The organism is Vreelandella subterranea (assembly GCF_900111305.1).
Taxonomy (GTDB): Bacteria; Pseudomonadota; Gammaproteobacteria; order Pseudomonadales; family Halomonadaceae; genus Vreelandella; species Vreelandella subterranea.
In genome coordinates this window covers 480,752-498,273 of the sequence record NZ_FOGS01000002.1, presented here as the reverse complement: position 1 = coordinate 498,273, position 17,522 = coordinate 480,752, and the positions used below count along the sequence as shown (strand labels likewise).

General features: G+C 57.1%; 14 protein-coding genes. 7 read left to right on the top strand and 7 right to left on the bottom strand.

Translation table 11 applies throughout. The features are described from left to right. Positions 1–10: 10 nt before the first annotated feature. The 4 genes from BMX75_RS05245 to BMX75_RS05230 all read right to left on the bottom strand — a co-directional run bounded on the left by BMX75_RS05245 (position 11) and on the right by BMX75_RS05230 (position 4,777). Entirely contained in the window at positions 11–547 is a 537-nt protein-coding gene (locus BMX75_RS05245; RefSeq protein ID WP_092825852.1) for a tripartite tricarboxylate transporter TctB family protein, read from the bottom strand. Continuing rightward, complete coding sequence (locus BMX75_RS05240) at positions 544–1,542, bottom strand: Bug family tripartite tricarboxylate transporter substrate binding protein (protein WP_092825850.1); 999 nt, start codon at positions 1,540–1,542, stop codon at positions 544–546. The genes BMX75_RS05245 and BMX75_RS05240 overlap by 4 nt, the downstream gene beginning before the upstream one ends. Positions 1,543–1,614: 72 nt before the next feature. Next, positions 1,615–3,222 carry a gamma-glutamyltransferase family protein gene (locus BMX75_RS05235; RefSeq protein ID WP_092825848.1) on the bottom strand — a complete coding sequence of 536 codons (1,608 nt, stop codon included), beginning with the start codon at positions 3,220–3,222 and terminating at the stop codon, positions 1,615–1,617. Between the two features lie 331 nt (positions 3,223–3,553). Further along, positions 3,554–4,777 carry an ROK family protein gene (locus BMX75_RS05230; RefSeq protein ID WP_092825846.1) on the bottom strand — a complete coding sequence of 408 codons (1,224 nt, stop codon included), beginning with the start codon at positions 4,775–4,777 and terminating at the stop codon, positions 3,554–3,556. A 371-nt stretch (positions 4,778–5,148) separates the two neighbouring features. Between BMX75_RS05230 and xylB the strand changes: the two genes are divergently transcribed. Further along, positions 5,149–5,886 carry a D-xylose 1-dehydrogenase gene (gene xylB / locus BMX75_RS05225; RefSeq protein WP_092825844.1) on the top strand — a complete coding sequence of 246 codons (738 nt, stop codon included), beginning with the start codon at positions 5,149–5,151 and terminating at the stop codon, positions 5,884–5,886. Between the two features lie 58 nt (positions 5,887–5,944). Next, positions 5,945–7,351 (top strand): sugar porter family MFS transporter, encoded by a 1,407-nt coding sequence (locus BMX75_RS05220; RefSeq protein WP_217639859.1) that lies wholly within the window; start codon positions 5,945–5,947, stop codon positions 7,349–7,351. A gap of 43 nt (positions 7,352–7,394) precedes the next feature. Here the strand turns inward: BMX75_RS05220 and BMX75_RS05215 are convergent, their stop codons facing one another. The 3 genes from BMX75_RS05215 to BMX75_RS05205 all read right to left on the bottom strand — a co-directional run bounded on the left by BMX75_RS05215 (position 7,395) and on the right by BMX75_RS05205 (position 12,602). Then, a complete protein-coding gene (locus BMX75_RS05215; RefSeq protein ID WP_092825842.1) occupies positions 7,395–9,857 on the bottom strand; it encodes an EAL domain-containing protein in 2,463 nt (820 codons plus the stop codon). 71 nt (positions 9,858–9,928) lie between these two features. Further along, positions 9,929–11,239 (bottom strand): GGDEF domain-containing protein, encoded by a 1,311-nt coding sequence (locus BMX75_RS05210; RefSeq protein WP_092825840.1) that lies wholly within the window; start codon positions 11,237–11,239, stop codon positions 9,929–9,931. A 313-nt stretch (positions 11,240–11,552) separates the two neighbouring features. Continuing rightward, positions 11,553–12,602 carry a LacI family DNA-binding transcriptional regulator gene (locus BMX75_RS05205; protein ID WP_245748350.1) on the bottom strand — a complete coding sequence of 350 codons (1,050 nt, stop codon included), beginning with the start codon at positions 12,600–12,602 and terminating at the stop codon, positions 11,553–11,555. Between the two features lie 150 nt (positions 12,603–12,752). Here BMX75_RS05205 and ltnD point away from each other — a divergent pair, with 150 nt between their 5' ends. From ltnD to denD, 5 genes are read left to right on the top strand one after another with little or no spacing between them, the layout of a single operon-like run. After that, positions 12,753–13,700, top strand: coding sequence for an L-threonate dehydrogenase (gene ltnD, locus BMX75_RS05200; protein WP_281244506.1), 948 nt, complete (start codon positions 12,753–12,755; stop codon positions 13,698–13,700). Positions 13,701–13,703: 3 nt separating this feature from the next. Further along, a complete protein-coding gene (gene otnK / locus BMX75_RS05195; RefSeq protein WP_092825834.1) occupies positions 13,704–14,999 on the top strand; it encodes a 3-oxo-tetronate kinase in 1,296 nt (431 codons plus the stop codon). Continuing rightward, positions 14,996–15,643 (top strand): 3-oxo-tetronate 4-phosphate decarboxylase, encoded by a 648-nt coding sequence (otnC, locus tag BMX75_RS05190; protein ID WP_092825832.1) that lies wholly within the window; start codon positions 14,996–14,998, stop codon positions 15,641–15,643. Before otnK ends, otnC begins: the two co-directional genes overlap by 4 nt. Positions 15,644–15,688: 45 nt before the next feature. Continuing rightward, entirely contained in the window at positions 15,689–16,486 is a 798-nt protein-coding gene (gene otnI, locus BMX75_RS05185) for a 2-oxo-tetronate isomerase (RefSeq protein WP_092825830.1), read from the top strand. A gap of 50 nt (positions 16,487–16,536) precedes the next feature. Further along, positions 16,537–17,499 (top strand): D-erythronate dehydrogenase, encoded by a 963-nt coding sequence (gene denD, locus BMX75_RS05180; RefSeq protein ID WP_092825828.1) that lies wholly within the window; start codon positions 16,537–16,539, stop codon positions 17,497–17,499. The last annotated feature ends 23 nt before the right edge of the window (positions 17,500–17,522 follow it).

The following is a 17,522-nucleotide window of genomic DNA, read 5'->3' as shown; positions in this document are numbered from 1 at the left end:
ACGGTGCTCGTCACCACATGCCGCGCGGCAGCGAAATGGTGAAAACATGGCGGAACAGGCTGTCCAGGCCAAATGACAACGCCAGTGCAACCACCGTCGCGATGACCAATGCCTTGGTGCTGCGTGCGCCCAGCAGATATTGGCAGCCGATCAGGAACGGAAGGCTAGCCCAGCGAAAGCCAAGAACAGGAACGGCTGCGGTCATCAGTCCGAACAGGACCAGTACCCCAAAGGCGAGCCGGTGCTCAGTCAACCAGGTGCGAACCGCTCCCGGTGAGAGTGGTGATGTCTGTCTGAGCTTGGGTAGTTCCTTGACGATGATCATCACGTTAAAAGCGACCAGTAGGGCAAGCACAATCCTTGGGAAAGTCCCTGCCCCCATGGGCTCCCACATTGAAGAGGGAAGCTCGCCTGCGCGCACAAACATGAACGCGAACAGCAGGGCAAGGATGGCATTGAAAAGGATATGCCCCCACGCCTTGGCTCGCTTGGCGTCGATAGATGCCCGGTCATCCAATGACCGGGCGTTGCGGTTGGTACCACTCATTGCTGCAGCTGCCCTGCTAGGCGTTCAACCGTGGCATTGAGTCGCTCCAGGTGGGCACGGTACTCGTCGGGCCCCATGAACTGAACTTCAGCCCCCGAGTTGTTAACGGCGCGGACAAAGTCCTCATCGTTAGAGGTGGCTTCCAGCGCTGCTGCCAGTACATCGATGCGATCTTCCGGGGTACCCTTCGGCGCGATAAGCCCTCTGAGGATTGACAGCTGAAGGTCTTCGTAACCCAGTTCCATCATGGTCGGCACATCGGGCGTCTGGGCCATGCGTTCGGTGTGACCCACCGCCAGGAACGACAGGTCACCGTTTTCGACAAACTGGTTACTGGAAGCGATATCACCCATGGCGGCATCAATGTGCCCGCCTACCAGGGCGCGGATGCGCTCGCCGGTGCCTTCAAAGCCGACGAAACGGAACTCGAGGTCCTCGGCTTCAGCGATCATCGCGGCGTGGAGATGGGGAACACCGCCAAGGGTCACACCGAAACGAATCTCGCCGGGATTCTCGCTGGCATAGTCGACGAAGTCTTGCATCGTCTCCCAGCCATTATCCGGATTGACAGTGAGGTACTGCGGTGAGGCGGTGATCGAGCCAATGGGGTCGAAATCATCCCAGTTGAGCGGTGTCAGCCCGGTATGGTGTGAAACCAGAAAGCCATCATGGACCTGGCCGACCGTGTATCCGTCGTTGGGACGTTCTGCCAGGTCAGCAAGGCCGACGGTACCACTGACGCCAGGCATGTTGATCACCGGCAGCGGTTGGCCCAGATGATCTTCAATGTGGTTGGATACCAGACGCATCAGAATGTCGCTACCGCCACCCGGGCCCCAGGGTACGATGAACTCGACGGGGTCTTCAGGGTAGGTGGCTTCCTGTGCGCTCGCCGAGGCACAGCCAACGGCAAGGACGGAACTGGCCACGGCGGTAAGAACGCGGCGCGACCAGGGTGAGGCGGTGTCATTGGCTTTAGAATGTCCAGCTTGCATGGTGTATCTCCTTGTCTTTTTGATTGCATTGCCGACCGCAACACCGTTCCGCTCGGCTTCATGCCCGGGCGGTTACCAGGGCAGTACCGCGGCGTCGGTGCGGGGCTCAGTGCCGCCGCAGAGCACCCCGGTTTCCGCGTCGCGCAGAATGATCTGCCCACGACCGAAACTCACGGAATCTGCTTTCTTGACGATGTGATGGCCTCGGCGCGCGAGAGCCTGTGCAAGGTGGTCAGGAAAGTGGGGTTCGACTTCGACAGTGCGCCCTCCCGTCCACTGCCAGCGTGGTGTGTCCAGCGCTGCCTGTGGGTTCAGGGCATCATCCAGCATCCCCGTGATGACCTGGACATGGCCCTGGGGTTGCATGAAGCCGCCCATGACCCCAAACGGTCCCACTGCCTGGCCGTTACGGGTGATAAACCCGGGAATGATGGTGTGGTAGGTGCGTTTGCCAGGTGCCAGAGCGTTGGTGTGACCCTCATCCAGCTTGAAGGACCAGCCGCGGTTCTGGAGGCTGATGCCCGTGCCCGGGACGACGATGCCTGAGCCGAAGCCTTTGAAGTTGCTCTGGATGAAGGAAACCATGTTGCCCTCGGCGTCCGCTGTGGCGAGATAGACCGTGCCCCCGGTGATGGGATTGCCGTGCACGGGATCCATTGCTTTCTCACCGATGGTGGCAGCACGGTTCTTCAGGTAGTCAGTATCCAGCATCTGAGCGACGCTGGGCTTCATTGCCTCGGGGTCCGTGATGTGATGCAGCCCGTCCACGTAGGCGAGCTTGGTGGCCTCGATGCGGCGATGCAGTGTCTCGACGGGGTCTCTTCCTTCCTCACCAAGGTGCTCGAGCATGCCGAGTGCCTGAAGCGCAATCATGCCGCAGCCATTGGGCGGGATTTCCCAGATTTCGTGATCGCGATAGCGCGTACTGATGGGGGTTACCCACTCCGGTGCAAAGGCCGCGAGGTCCTCTTTGCGCAGCAGTCCCCCGTGCTCACGGAAGAAGGCGTCGATACGGTCGGCCAGTTCGCCTTCATAGAAAGCCCGGGCGTGGGTGTCTGCAATCAAGCGCAGGCTTTGTGCATGATCAGGCGACGCCCACATCTCGCCTGGGCGGGGCGCGTGCCCCTTGGGCGCGAAGGTGTCGAACCAAGGCTTGAAAGCGGCTTCGTCGTGGTAGCTGAAGGCCTGATAACCGTCTTCCCATAGCTGGCTGACCAAGGGGGATACCGGGAAGCCTTCTTCGGCCAGGCTAATGGCCGGTGCCAGAAGGTCTGCAAACGGCAGGCGACCAAAACGTTCGGACAGCGAGGCCCAGGCAGCGGGAGCGCCGGGGACCGTCACGGGAATGAGGCCGTGCTCGGGCATGGCGTCGTGACCCATTCCTTTGACGGCCTCGATCGTGGCCGACTGTGGCGCGGGGCCGCTGGCATTCAGGCCGTGGAGTTCGCCGTTCATCCATACGATGGCGAACGCATCACTCCCCAGGCCGTTGGACGTCGGCTCCACTACGGTGAGGGCGGCAGCGGTGGCGATTGCCGCATCCACGGCATTACCACCCTGACGCAGGATCTGCATACCGGCTTCGGCACCCAGAGGCTGCGAGGTGGCGACCATGCCACGACGACCAAAGGTTGCCATACGGCGGGAGGGACTTGGGTAATAACGCGCATCGAATTGCATTATGGGTTCCTTGCTTTTGGCGTCGGCAGTCGAGTTTCAACACTAAAATTGATTCTGGTGATGGTGTTATCTTTTCTTCTAAAAAATCGATTATCTTTTCTAGAATATATGTTGTGGTAGAAAGCAGCGTCAACATTGATAGAGAATCCGCGGGGTAAGTCCGGGGACATGGGGTATCTACACTGAAAGACCAGAATACTATGTTCGAGCTATTTACTTAGTGGTGGGGTGACTTAGTGGTGGGCGCCAATTTTCGTCGGGCTTGGGGTTTTCGTATTGGTGAGTCATTGCCGAAGCGGCCATGATGCCTGGTCCGTTCTGCCCAGCAGTGTCAGGGGATTGGAGATTGATGGGCCGTCTGCGACGATGGGCCATGAATCGCTCTGGCCAGGACTTGTGCGGCGGCACCGCGTGCGGCCACGAAAGTGCTGTCCTCAACAACGCGCAACGGCACTCGCTGCGTTGTCCCCAATAAACGTTGCTGATGGGTTTCAAAATATGTCAATGCGGGCTCAAGGAATGTGCTGCCAAGCTGAGTAAGTGAGCCTCCCAATACAATTTCGGCAGGGTTCTGGGTGTGGTGAAGGTTCAGCAGGAGCATGCCCAGTGCTTCACCGGCTCGGCGTAATGTGCGTGTGACGTCTGGCTCCTGCAAACGTGGCGCCAGCGCCTGAATAAGATCATTTTTCTCATCAATACCCAAGCTGGCGCGGATAGACCAGCCGCTGACAAGGGTTTCCGCGCAACCCCGGTTGCCGCAATGGCAGTAGAGCCCGCCTGGTTGCAGGATGGTATGACCAATTTCGCCGGCCAATCCCTGTACACCGCGAGTGAGCAACGGTGAATGACTGCCTTCGGCCATACCGCTGCCTATCCCGGTTCCTGCGCTGACGTACAGCAGCGATTCGGGCGTCTTGCCGGTGCGTAAATAAAGCTCACCGAAAGCTGCTGATTTGGCTTCATTGTCCATCAGCCATACACCCTTCAGCTCAGGGAGGTGGGGGTGCAGCAATTCCAGGAAATGCACATCGCGCCAGCCCAGGTTGGGGGCTCGCCGGAGAATGGCCTCGCCAGTGGCGACGGGGCCGGGTAGCGCAACACCCAGGCCCAGGTTTTCACGGTTGGAGACCTCAGGGCTACTTATCAGTTGCTGTAATGCCCCGCCCAGGAGTGCGGCCGTGGCTTCGGGTGTCGAGGGGGTATAGGGTTCGTGATGAGATGCGAGCACCCTGCCTGACGGGGCGCAAGCGACAAGTCTTAGCCGGTGGACCCCTACTTCAGCACCCAGCAGGTAATGGCGGTCATCGTTGAGGTGTAGCGCTCTTCCTGGTCGGCCGCCACTGCTTTTCTGCAGATCACCCTCTTTCAGCCATCCCTGTTGCAGCAACGATTGAACCCCTGAGCCTACGGTGGCCTTGGTCAGTTGTGCCTGGGTGGCGATATCAGCGCGGGTCAGCCCGGGGACTCGGCGAACCATTTCCAGAATCGCGCTGCGGTTCAAGTGCTTGAGGAAGTTGAGGTCGCCTGCTTTCTGATGCTGGTAACTGGTTGACATGAATAAAATGAAGCCTCTTCGACCTTGTCCGGTGCTAAACGGTAATTTTATCTGGTTTCGCCGGGAATTTCTGTGCTGTGCCTGCTGGCGTTGAGTAAAAGCGCGTCGTTTCTCCCTTTAAGTTGGCCTGATTGCGGGCTGGTTTTGGAGGTGGGTTGCACGTAGTGGCGTTACACCTATGTCGTTAAACCTATGTCGTTACACCTATGTCGTATAGATATGCGGATTCGAGAGATCGATACTGACTACTTAGTAAGATCTACATACTAAGTAGTTCGTACAAAGTGGCCGCTGTGATGGCCCTTGACTCAGAGAGATCAGAGGGGGATGCAGGGCCGTGCTTTTATTTTTACTGACCATGGACCTTTCTTATGGGAACAGCAATCTATCCCGGGCTTGAAGGCAAGCGTGTCGTAATCACAGGTGGGGGATCTGGTATCGGTGCCGCCTTGGTCGAGGCTTTTGCCGAGCAAAAGGCCGACGTACATTTCCTGGATATCTGCGCAGAGGAGTCACGAACCCTGGTCGACCGACTGGGCAGTCAGGTGGCCTTTTATCATTGCGACCTTACCGATCTCGACGCGCTGGAGGCGACGTTCAAACGCATCGGCGCTGTTGATGTACTGGTCAACAATGCCGCCAATGATGACCGCCATACTCTAGGCGAGATAACGCCCAGATACTGGGATGAGCGGATCGCCGTCAACCTGCGTCATGTGATGTTCGCCATGCAAGCGGTGGCACCGGGCATGAAAGAGCGTGGTGGGGGCGCGGTGATCAACATGGGGTCGATCAGTTGGCATCTCGGTCAGGAGCATTTGGCGATCTACGAAACGGCGAAGGCTGGCATCGAGGGCATGACCCGAGCCATGGCTCAGGAGTTGGGCAGCGACAACATTCGCGTCAATTGTGTCATTCCTGGCAACGTCAAGACGCCCCGCCAGTCGCGTTGGTACAGCCCTGCCGACGAACAGAAGATCGTCGATGAGCAGAAACTCAAGGTCCGCATTCATCCGCATCACGTTGCCAATATGGTGACGTTCCTGGCTTCCGACGCAGCTGCCGCTTGCACCGCACACAATTACTGGGTCGATGCTGGCTGGCTGTAAATCGTCATCTTGAGATGACAATTCCACAAGACAAATACAACTTAATTGGGATTCAACCATGACGAATGATATGACTCGCAGGCGAAGCCTGTATGTGTTTGCTATTTCCTGTGTTGCCGCCATCGGTGGTTTTTTATTCGGTTTCGACAGTGGGGTAATCAACGGCACTGTCGATGGACTTCAAAATGCCTTCAACTCTGAAAGTGTGGGTACCGGCTTTAATGTTGCCTCGATGCTGCTGGGTTGTGCCGTAGGTGCGTTTTTTGCCGGTCGGCTGGCGGATCACTTTGGCCGCCGTTCGCTGTTGATTGTCGCGGCTGTCTTCTTTTTGATCAGTGCCTGGGGCTCCGGTATTGCCGGGAGTTCCCTGGAGTTTGTGATTTATCGCATTTTGGGCGGGATGGCCGTTGGTGCCGCCAGCGTGATGGCACCTGCCTATATCAGTGAGGTGGCACCTTCTGCCTATCGTGGACGCTTGGCCACTATTCAGCAGGTGGCCATCATCCTGGGGCTATTCGTGGCTTTCCTGAGCAATTATCTCCTGGCCAATATGGCGGGTTCATCGGTCGCGGAGCTGTGGCTGGGGTTTGCGACGTGGCGCTGGATGTTCTGGATCGAGCTTTTTCCAGCCGCTATCTTTCTTATCGCGCTTATGTTTATTCCTGAAAGCCCTCGTTTCCTGATGACGGCAGGCAAGGAAGACAAGGCTCGGCGAGTTTTAAGCAAGCTGCTCTCGGATGACGAGGTTAACACCAAGGTATCCGAGATTAAGGACTCCCTGGCGGAGGATCATCAACCGAGCCTGCGTGACGTCATCAACAGGCAGACGGGCAAGGTGCATGGCATCGTCTGGGTTGGCATCGGGCTGGCGGTGTTCCAGCAGCTTGTCGGGATTAATGTGGTCTTCTACTACGGGGCCGTGTTGTGGCAATCCGTTGGGTTTTCTGAAAACGATGCATTGCTGATCAACGTTATTTCAGGCGCCGTAAGCCTGGGGGCTTTGGTCATTGCGATTGCCTTGGTCGATCGTATCGGACGCAAACCTCTTCTATGGATCGGTTCAACCGGTATGGCCGTGACCTTGATTGCCATGGCCTATGCCTTTTCTACTGCCAGCATGGTCGATGGATCCTTGAGACTATCTGACAACATGGGCGTGATCGCACTTTTGGCGGCTAATGCCTATGTTCTTTTCTTCAATGTGTCCTGGGGGCCGATCATGTGGGTGATGCTCGGGGAGATGTTCCCGAACCAGATGCGTGGTTCAGGGCTTGCCATCTCGGGCCTGTTCCAGTGGGTCTCAAACTTTGCCATTACAATGAGCTTCCCGATCATGTTGGCTGCCATTGGTTTAGCGGGTGCCTACAGTATCTACGCCTTCTTTGCGGTGGTATCGATCTTCTTCGTGATAAAGGTTGTCAAGGAAACCAAAGGCAAGGAGCTGGAAGAAATGTCTTACGAGTGAGGTCGATGCTGGTGCACCCGTCATAACGGGCGGGTGCTCCTTATCACTGATGATTTGCACCGAGGGGCATTTGCTCGATCAGTAATTGGCGCCAGCGAGGCTCGGGTACCGGGCGGCTGTAGTAATACCCCTGGCCTTTGCTGCATCCAAGCTGTCGGACTATCGCTATCTGACTTGTTGACTCCAGCCCTTCGGCGACAACATCAGCGCCAATCGCTTGAGCGATGATGATCACGGCCTTGACGATGGCCTGGCGGTAAGGGTTGTCGTCTAGTTGACGGATAAAGCTTTTGTCGATTTTGATTTCGTCGAAGAAGTAGTCCTTTAAATGCCCAAGCGACGAATAGCCTGTGCCGAAGTCGTCCAGCGACAGGCGAACGCCCATCGCGGTCAAGGCTTTCAGGTCAAGCTGCAATGCCTGGCAGTGTTGCTCGAAGACACTCTCCGTAATTTCCAGCGTCAGCCATTCCGGCGCGATGTTGTAGTCGGATAGCGCCTTTTGAACGGTATCCGGCACAGAGCCGAGCTGGAACTGGATCAGCGACAGATTGATGGATACTGGGGTGACAGGGATCCCAGCGTCATGCCAGCGCCTGATATCGCGGCAGGCCTGACGTATCACCCAATCGCCGATTGGGCCAATCAGCTGGCTTTGTTCTGCCAGGGGGATGAACTGATCCGGCGGAATAAAGCCAATCTCGGGATGCTGCCAGCGTAGCAAGGCTTCTGTCGAGACAATGCGGCCGCTCGCCAGGTCAACCTGGGGTTGGTAGTAAAGTGTCAGTTGGTCGGCTGCAAGGGCGTGGCGCAGTTTCATGGTGATGTCCACGTTCTTGCGGGTTTGCTCTTCGAGGGTTTTGGTGTACTGGGTCCAGGTCAAGGTTGGATTATGCTGGCTGATATGCATGGCCAGTGTAGCGTCGTTCATCAGCTTTCTGGCATCGTCGGCTGTGGTCCGGATACGTGTATAGCCGAACGACGCCTCGACGTGAAAGGCGAATCCCCTGATTTCAAACGGCACATCAAAGACGGCTGCCATGCTTTCGCGCAATTGGCGTCGAGTGCGCTGATGCTCGTGCGTCGCCAGAACCGTGAATTCACCACCGCCAGTACGCGCGATCAAACCATTTTCACCAATCTCTGCCGTCAAGCGCTGGGCGACCTCCTGCAGCACCTCGTCCCCGACGTCGTGGCCCTGGGTATTATTGATTTCTCTAAGCGCCTTGATGTCGATCACCAGTACTGGGCTGGCGGGGTGTAGCGTTTTCTGTCTTAGCTGAACGTCCAGGCGCCTGGCAAAGCCTTCCAGAGATAGAAGGCCGGTCAGTCGATCTTTATAAGCGGCATTTTCAACGTCTTTTTCAGCGCGTTTTAGCTGGGTGATTTCCTGAGAGGTGCCAATCCACTCGACGAGCTGGTGATCCTCATCCAGCACCGGCGAGATGCGATCCATGAACCACCGAGGTGAGGGGCTTTGAGCCGGTAACTGGTAGACCACCTCAAACGAGGTCTTGTTTCTGAGGGCCTCGCTCCAGCCGTCGCGAAAGGCCTCCACGGCTTCCGGCGCTATCGCACTGTGAATCGTCGCCATATCGAGGGAGCCGCTAGATGACAGACCGGCTATTTCCAACCATTGCTCGGGGGCTTCTATAAGCTCACCCTCGGCATCCATCAGCCAGATGTAGCCAGCCTGGGTTTGAATCAGGCTTCTGAAGCGCCGCTTTTGTTGGGCCAGTGCATTTAGGGCCGACTGCTCTTTGGTGACATCAACCTGAATGCCAATAATGTAGGAAATGCTGCCATCGTCCGCCCGGACGGTGCGGAGTTTGACTTGATTTTCAAACAGCTCGCCATTGCGGCGAACATTGGTCACGGTGGCGGTGCAGTCGGTCCCCCGCGCTAGAGCGTTGCGCATTATCTGGAGGCCAGGTTGGTCGCGATGCTCTCCCTGGAGGAAGCGACAGTTGCGGCCTAATATTTCGGCTCTGGGATATCCTGTCATGCGCTCATAAGCGGCGTTGGCATAGATGATCGGTGTGTCGAAAAGGTTGGGATCGGCAATCGTCACGCCGCATTCGACTTCCGCAAAAGCCGCCGATAAAAGAGGTGTCTGCCGAAGGAACATGAGCTCGTTGGCGGTTTCCGTGGTCAGGGCATGCACGAGTGGGACGGCCCGTTCGATATCCTCTGCATGTTTACCGGCAAACACAATCACCGTCGATTGTGTGTCCTGATGGGGAGTGCTCAGGGCTTCAACTGCGATGAAAGCCGCGCCGTTCAGCGAGGCGTCAGGCGGTGGTATTTCCGATCGAGGAATGCCGTCAGCCAGCGTCGCCTGGACACTGTCGAGGTTCATAAGCAGCTGTGCAGCGCCGGGGTCACCGATGCGATGGCTTGGCGTATTTTCGTCCTTAACTATGACCGCCGCACAAACGGCATCGCAGACCGTCTCTAGTGCCTCCAGTAGATCAGTAAAGAGGTCATTGTAGTCTGGCGGATGTAACATTTTTAAAGCACCTTAGAGGAGTGGCGTTACCGTGCGGTTGCTGGAAACTGGGGCTCTAGCATACGTCTGGGCTATTCCAGGGACGTCGGCAGGCCTTGATTTGCTGAAGTAGTCTGCTCGTCAAGAACCCTGTTTCGGCCACCCTCTTTGGCTTCATAGAGCAGTCGGTCAGAGCGCCTGAGCAAGTCTTCGACGGAGGTGATCGCTTCTGTCATTTCCAGAACGCCGCCACTGACGGAGACCGCAAAGGGCGAGTTGTCTTCTGCTAAATACTCGCTTTGATTGATCGCCAGACGCAGGTTTTCTGCCACTTGCCCGGCTTCTTCCCCAAGGGTGTTGGGTAACAAGACCAAAAACTCCTCACCGCCCATACGACCAACGATGTCGGTCGCTCGTAAGCGATGCTTCATCAGCTCGCTGATTTTGGTCAGCACCCGGTCACCCACCAAATGGCCATGTGAGTCATTGATTTGCTTGAAATGGTCGATATCCAGGCTGATCAGCGAAAAAGGTGTCTGGTATCGCTGATAAAGTGCCATGGCGTCGTTAAGTGATTGAGTCAGATAGCGCCGGTTAAACAGTCCCGTCAGTTCGTCGGTAATGGACAGGTAGGCCAGTGTATTTTCCAGTTGTTTTTGGTCATCGATATCGGTCAGCATACCATGCCAAACGAGTTTTCCGAGCGGGTCTTGAATAGGGCACGCGACTGCCCGGAACCAACGTTCTGTGCCATTGACGAACATACGAAATTGACAGGCACCCTCTGATAAGGACGTGTAACAACCTCTGACGGCGGCTTGGACGGCTGCGGAATCAAGCGGATGAATGGCATCGAAAAATAAGCAAGGGTCTTTTTCAATGGCTTTACAATCAAGGCCAAAGTAGCTGTAAGAACGTTCGCTGACGTAGGTGAAGCGCAAAGCCACCGGAGAAACCATCTCGAAGGAGAAGAGTATGCCTGGTACGGAGGCGGCCAGGTGGTCAAGATGCTGTCGGGATTCCTGCTCGATGGAAACGTCTATGTGTGTGCCCATCATCCAGTCGGTGGGCGTGCCATCCGGTTCCCTGACCAGCATGCCGCGGTCTTGAATCCAGCACCAGCCGCCGTCTTTGCGACGAACTCGACACAGGCATTCATAGAACGGGATCTCGTTATCCAGATGTTGCCTGATCAGCGTGTAGGAGCGCTTCAAGTCGTCGGGATGGCAGGCGCGATTCCAGGTTTCGATGGAAAGCGGCTGAATTTCTTCCAATGTGTAGCCAAGCATGGTGGCCCAGCGTTCATTGAAAATCACCTCCCCGGTTTTGACATTCCATTCCCAGGTGCCAGCTCTTGTGCCATCGATAATCGCCTGCAAACGCAGTTCGGAGGAAAGGTTCATGGTGAACCTCTCTGCCAAAAACACACTGATAGCATCATTTACTGACGGGCACCCGTTTAGCTTGAATTAATATCGAATGGCTTCATCAATCTTGCCTGTTTCGCGTTATTCAGCAAACCATCAGGTTATCGATAAGAAGACCATTGCATCACGTCCAATCGACTTACTGCGAAATGATGGCGCAGCTTGACCGGAAATCCTAGCCGCATAAAGCCAGTCCTGGCCACTTGACAATTTTACCATAATGCGTAGCAGAGAACTTTCCGGTGTTGTCAGATTTTTCCATGGGCGAGTGTGGGAGTTAATGGCTGTGCTATGTGCTTTCACCCAGTTGGAGCTTGAAACCGACATCATGCTGGCGGCGGTAAACGTTTTTACCGCTCAGTCGCCGGATCAGTTCTTTGGCCGCCAAGCGGCCCATCTCTTTTCGGGGTGAGAGAATCGTGGTGAGCTGGGGCGTCAAGTGTTGCCCAAGGGGCAGGCCGTTAAACCCGGCAATAGCGATATCATTCGGTATGTTAAGGCCTTGACGTTGGGCGGCAAGCAAGGCGCCTGCTGCCAGGTCGTCATTGGCGAAATGAATGGCCTGCGTATCGGGGTATTGGGTTAGCACCTGGGCCAGTCCTTCTGCGCCTGCCTGCAGGCTACCCAATGTGTCCAGCTCCACTAGCGGGGCATCGAGCCCCGCACCCTTCAGCACGGCTTCATGACCTTCAAAACGCATGCTGGCGCGGTAGTCCTGGGACAATCTAGCCCCCACGTAGACGATATGGCGGTAGCCTTTATCGATCAGGTGGTTGGCCATACAGCGGCCAGCGGCCACGTGATCCAGGCCGACATTCAAGTCCATTCCCTCGCCCAGTTCCATCACTTCCATTATGGGGTGGCCACAGTTGGTCAACAGCGTATGGCAAGCTTTGTTATGGCGCAGCCCGGCAGTCACCAGTGCCGAACACGACCAGCCCAGAAAGGTGCGCACTAACTGATATTCGCGGTCCAGGTCGTAGTCGGTGTTACCCAGTAGTATCTGGTACCCCTCGGCCTCTAACGTTTCTTGCAGACCTTGAATAACCTCCACAAACACGGTGTTGATCAGAGAGGGTACGATCACCGCAATCAGTTGTGAGCGGGATGAGGCAAGGCTGCCTGCCAATAGATTGGGTACGTAACCAAGTTTTTCTACGGCCGCCAGAACACTATCCCGGGCGCTGTCACTGACTTTATCGGGATGATTCAACGCCCGCGAGGCCGTGATGGGGGAGACCCCGGCGGCCTTTGCCACCTGGCTCAGCGTGACTTGGTCGGAGCTTCGGCGCTGCTTGGTCGTGTGGGTTGGAACTGTGGGGGGCGTGTCTTTAGACATTGGTCCAACGTCCTTGATATTCAGCTTGTCGACTCGCGAACAATAATCTAAAACGTATGGTAGCGCTATCATGACAGCGCTACCATTTGCCTAGTAGCTTTAGATAAATACGAGAAAGGATCCGTAACGATCGCAACCAACACAACAAAAGTGAGGTGGCAGCCAGTGAGTCAAGACAATCAACAATCACTTCAAGTAGGCGTTATTGGCCTGGGTGCCATGGGGATGGGAACCGCGTCGACCCTGCATCAGCAGGGCTTTGACGTGACCGGGTGTGATATTTCTGCCGAGGCGCGTGATGCCTTTGCGGCAGCCGGGGGAAAAAGCGTGGCAACCCCTGCTGAACTTGCTCACTGCCATATCGTGTTGGTGGTTGTCGTTAACGGGGCCCAGGCTGAACAGGTGCTGTTCGGTGAACAGGGGGTGGTAAGCCATCTGGCGCCGGGTAGCCTGATCATCCAGTGTGCGACGGTGGCGCCCAGCCAGGCAAAACAGCTGGGTGAACGTTTGTCCGCCGTGGGGGTGATGTTCCTCGATGCGCCGATCAGCGGCGGTGCGGCGAAAGCCAAAAGCGGCGAACTATCGGTGATGGCGTCCGGCGCTGAGGACGCTTTTACATACGGCCAGCCAGTGCTCGACGCCATGGCCGCCAAGGTCTACCGCCTTGGCGATGCCCCTGGGGTCGGTTCCAGCATGAAGCTGGTCAATCAACTCTTGGCCGGCGTGCATATTGCCACCGCCGCTGAAGCCATGGCGCTGGGGATTCGTATGGGGCTCGACCCCGACGTTATCTACGAGGTGATTACCCACTCGGCAGGCAATTCCTGGATGTTCGAAAACCGGGTGCCGCATATTCTGAGTGGCGACTACACGCCGCTTTCGGCCGTGGATATCTTCGTTAAAGACCTCAATATCGTCCACCAAACCGGGCGCGAGCTATCGCTATCAACGCCGGTAGCGGCCAGTGCGCTGCAGCAGTTTACCGCCGCCAGCGGTGCCGGTTTTGGGCGCGACGATGATTCGTCGGTGATTAAAGTTTATCAGCGCCTATCAGGTATCGAGTTGCCCGAAGCCGCCAACGACCACCAGGGAGCCTGAACCATGGGGATGGGATCACGCATCGTACTGGGCGCCATTGCCGATGACTTCACTGGGGCGACCGATCTTGCCAACAACCTGGTGCGTGGTGGCATGCGCTGCCTGCAGGTCATCGGTGTGCCCCGGGAAGATATTGACCTGACGCATATCGATGCGGTGGTGGTGGCGCTGAAGTCCCGTTCCTGTCCGGTGGATGAGGCCGTGGCCGATTCCCTCGCGGCGCTGGACTGGCTCCGTCGGCAGGGGGCCCGTCAGGTGTTCTTCAAGTACTGCTCCACCTTTGATTCCACTGATCAGGGCAATATCGGCCCGGTCGCTGATGCACTGCTTGATGCGTTAGGCGCTTCTCAAACCGTGATGGTGCCCGCCTTCCCGGTTAATGGCCGTACGGTTTATCAAGGCCATCTGTTTGTGGGCGACCGTTTGCTCAACGACAGTGGCATGCAGGACCATCCCTTGAACCCCATGCGGGATGCGGACCTGGTGCGGGTGCTCTCCCGGCAAACACCGCACAAAGTGGGGTTGGCCAACCATGCGTTACTCGCCCAGGGCGCTGACGCAACGCGTCGGCATTTATCGGCACTTGCCGACAAGAAGGTACGTCACGTCATTTGCGATTCCCTTGATGAAAAGGATCTGGACGTCCTCGCTGAAGCGACCGTTCTGATGCCCTTGGTCACGGGCGGCTCTGGTCTGGGGCAGGCGCTGCCTGCCCAGTACCGGGCCCATGGCTGGCTGGATACCATCAATGAGCCAGGGCGTTTATCTCCCGCCACGGGAAGTGCGTTGGTGCTTTCCGGCAGTTGTTCCCGTGCGACGCTTGCCCAGGTTGAGGATTTTCTGGCCAAACACCCCGATGGTGGCTTTGCGCTTGATCCGTTGGCGTTGGCTGAAGGCGGGCAGCAGGAAAAGGCGTTGGCCTTTGCTCGGCAGCGGCTGTCTCAGCAGGCCCCTCTACTGATCTACGCCTCGGCGGTGCCTGAAAAGGTGAATGCAGCGCAGCAAGCGCTTGGCGTTGCGCGTGCTGGCGCCCTGGTAGAAGAGGCGCTCAGCCAATTGGCGGTCACACTGGTCAAGGAGGGTGTGGGCCGGTTGCTGGTGGCCGGGGGCGAAACCTCAGGTGCCGTGGTGTCGGCATTGGGGATTACCGCCTTGCATATTGGTGAGCAGATCGACCCCGGCGTGCCCTGGACCCAGGCCCCGCTATCCGGGCGCGAAGCACCGCTTTCCATGGCGCTGAAGTCCGGGAATTTTGGCGGTGTCGATTTCTTCACAAGAGCGTTCGAGGTGCTGGCATGAGCATTCACGACCAGAACAGCCTGCGGGAGCAGATCAGCATCCTGGGCAAATCATTGTTTGATCGCGGCCTGACGATGGGATCCAGCGGCAACATCAGCGTCCGCCTGGATGATGGCGGCTGGCTGATGACACCCACGAACGCCTGCTTGGGTCGACTGGATCCAGCGCGCATTTCTCATCTGGATGGGAAAGGCCAGTTGCTGGGTGGCGATAAGCCCACCAAAGAGCAGTTCCTCCACATGGCGATGTATGCCGAGAGGCCACAGTCAGGCGCGATTGTGCATCTGCACTCCACCCACTCGGTCGCCGTTTCGTGCCTGCCTGAAATAGATCAGTGCGACTGTATTCCACCGCTCACGGCTTATTACGTGATGCGGGTCGGCAAGCTGCCGCTCGTTCCTTATCACATGCCGGGGGACCCCAAGCTTGGCGACGCGGTTCGTGGCCTGGCGGGTAAGCACAGCGCGGTGCTTCTGGCCAACCATGGGCCGGTGGTGGCGGGGAAAAACCTTGATGCTGCTGTGTATGCCACCGAGGAGCTGGAAGAGACGGCCAAGCTCTACCTGCTGTTACGCGGCCAGAACCCCCGGGGGCTAACGCCGGAGCAGGTGGCTGAGCTTGAAGCCAAGTTTCCGCGAGATTAATAACGATCTTGCGGGTAATAAACAGTAAATAACAAGAGTTCCATCATGATTCGACTGGCTGCCAACCTCAGCATGCTGTTTAACGAGTACGGATTTCTAGATCGCTTCGCCGCCGCTGCGAATGCGGGGTTCAAAGGCGTGGAGTACTTGTTTCCCTACGCGTTTTCTCCTGAAGCGTTGCGCCAAGCATTGCAAGAATGCCAGCTGGAGCAGGTGCTATTCAATCTTCCACCAGGCGATTGGGAGGCCGGAGAGCGTGGGCTGGCCAGTCTGCCCGGCCGCGAGTCGGAGTTTCGTTACTCGGTGGTTGAGGCATTACGTTACGCGGAAGCCCTCAACTGCCCACGCGTCCATGCCATGGCCGGTTTGCTTCCGGCGGGCGCTGATGACGCCACCCAGGCTGAGCATCATGCCACCTACGTTCGCAACCTTCGCTTTGCGGCGGGGGAGGCGGCCAAAGTGGGGCGAGAGATTCTCATCGAGCCGATCAACACCCGCGATATGCCAGGCTTCTTTCTATCCCGCCAAGCCCAGGCCATGGCCGTCATAAAAGAGGTAGGCGCGGAAAATTTAAAGCTCCAGTTTGATCTTTATCACTGCCAGATCATGGATGGCGACTTGATCCGCCACCTTGAACGCCAGTTCAGTGCCATTGGCCATATTCAAGTCGCAGGCGTGCCCGAGCGCCACGAGCCGGATGTGGGTGAAGTCCACTATCCCGCTATTTTTGACCGCTTGAGGGCATTGGGCTATCGCGGCTGGATTGGCTGCGAATATCGACCACGCGCCGAAACGCACACGGGTTTGGGCTGGGGCGAACCGTGGGGGCTGACCAGTCACTGACAGGTTTCAACATACATGAACAAAAATAGCCGTCTATCAGGAGCATAAAGATGCATATCGCCATTACCGGTGCGGCCGGTTTTCTCGGCCAGCGTTTAGTAAAGCAACTGCTTGCGCGTGGTGAGCTTCGCCAGCACCCCATTACACGATTAACGCTGATTGATCAGGTGGAAGCGCCGCAGCCCGAAGCCGGCAATATCGCGGTGACATCCATGGCGATGGATATTACCCAGCCGGGCGCGCTGGATAGCGTTTTTGAACAACGCCCGGAGGTTATCTACCACCTGGCAGCCGTTGTGAGCTCGGCGGCAGAAGCGGATTTTGACCTGGGGCTAAGGGTCAATTTCGATGCGACACGTGCGCTGTTGGAAGCTTGTCGCAAGCGGGAGTTGAGTGACACCCGCTTGATCATGGCCAGTTCGGTGGCGGCCTATGGCGGAGACTTGCCCGAGGTGCTGGATGATATGACGGCGCTTCACCCGCAAAACTCTTACGGCGCTCAGAAAGCCATGTCGGAGCTGTTGGTCAACGATTACAGCCGCCGAGGTTTGGTCGACGGTCTTGTGCTGCGTTTGCCGACGATTGTCATTCGACCCGGGCGGCCGAATGCCGCTGCGTCCAGCTTTGCTTCCAGTATTTTACGCGAACCGCTGAATGGCGAAGAAGCGATCTGCCCAGTGCCGGTGGAACTGCCCATGTTCGTGATGTCGCCGGGTAAGGTCGTCGATGCGCTTGTCCACGGCGCAGAGGTGCCGGGTGAGGCGCTAGGTGCTTTTCGGGCGTTCATGTTGCCGGGCATCACCATCACGGTGGCCGAGATGCTGGAGGCGCTGCGTGACGCAGCGGGAGAGAAAGCCTTTTCATTAGTACGCCATGAGCCCGACCCACAGATCGAATCCATTGTCGCGAGCTGGCCTGCGCGCTTTAACACGGCAAAAGCCACACGGCTTGGCTTTGTGGGCGATGAAAACTTCAAACAGATTATTGATGCGTTCGTGACAGAACGCGCTTGAGTTCCTACGCGGCTAACCGCCGT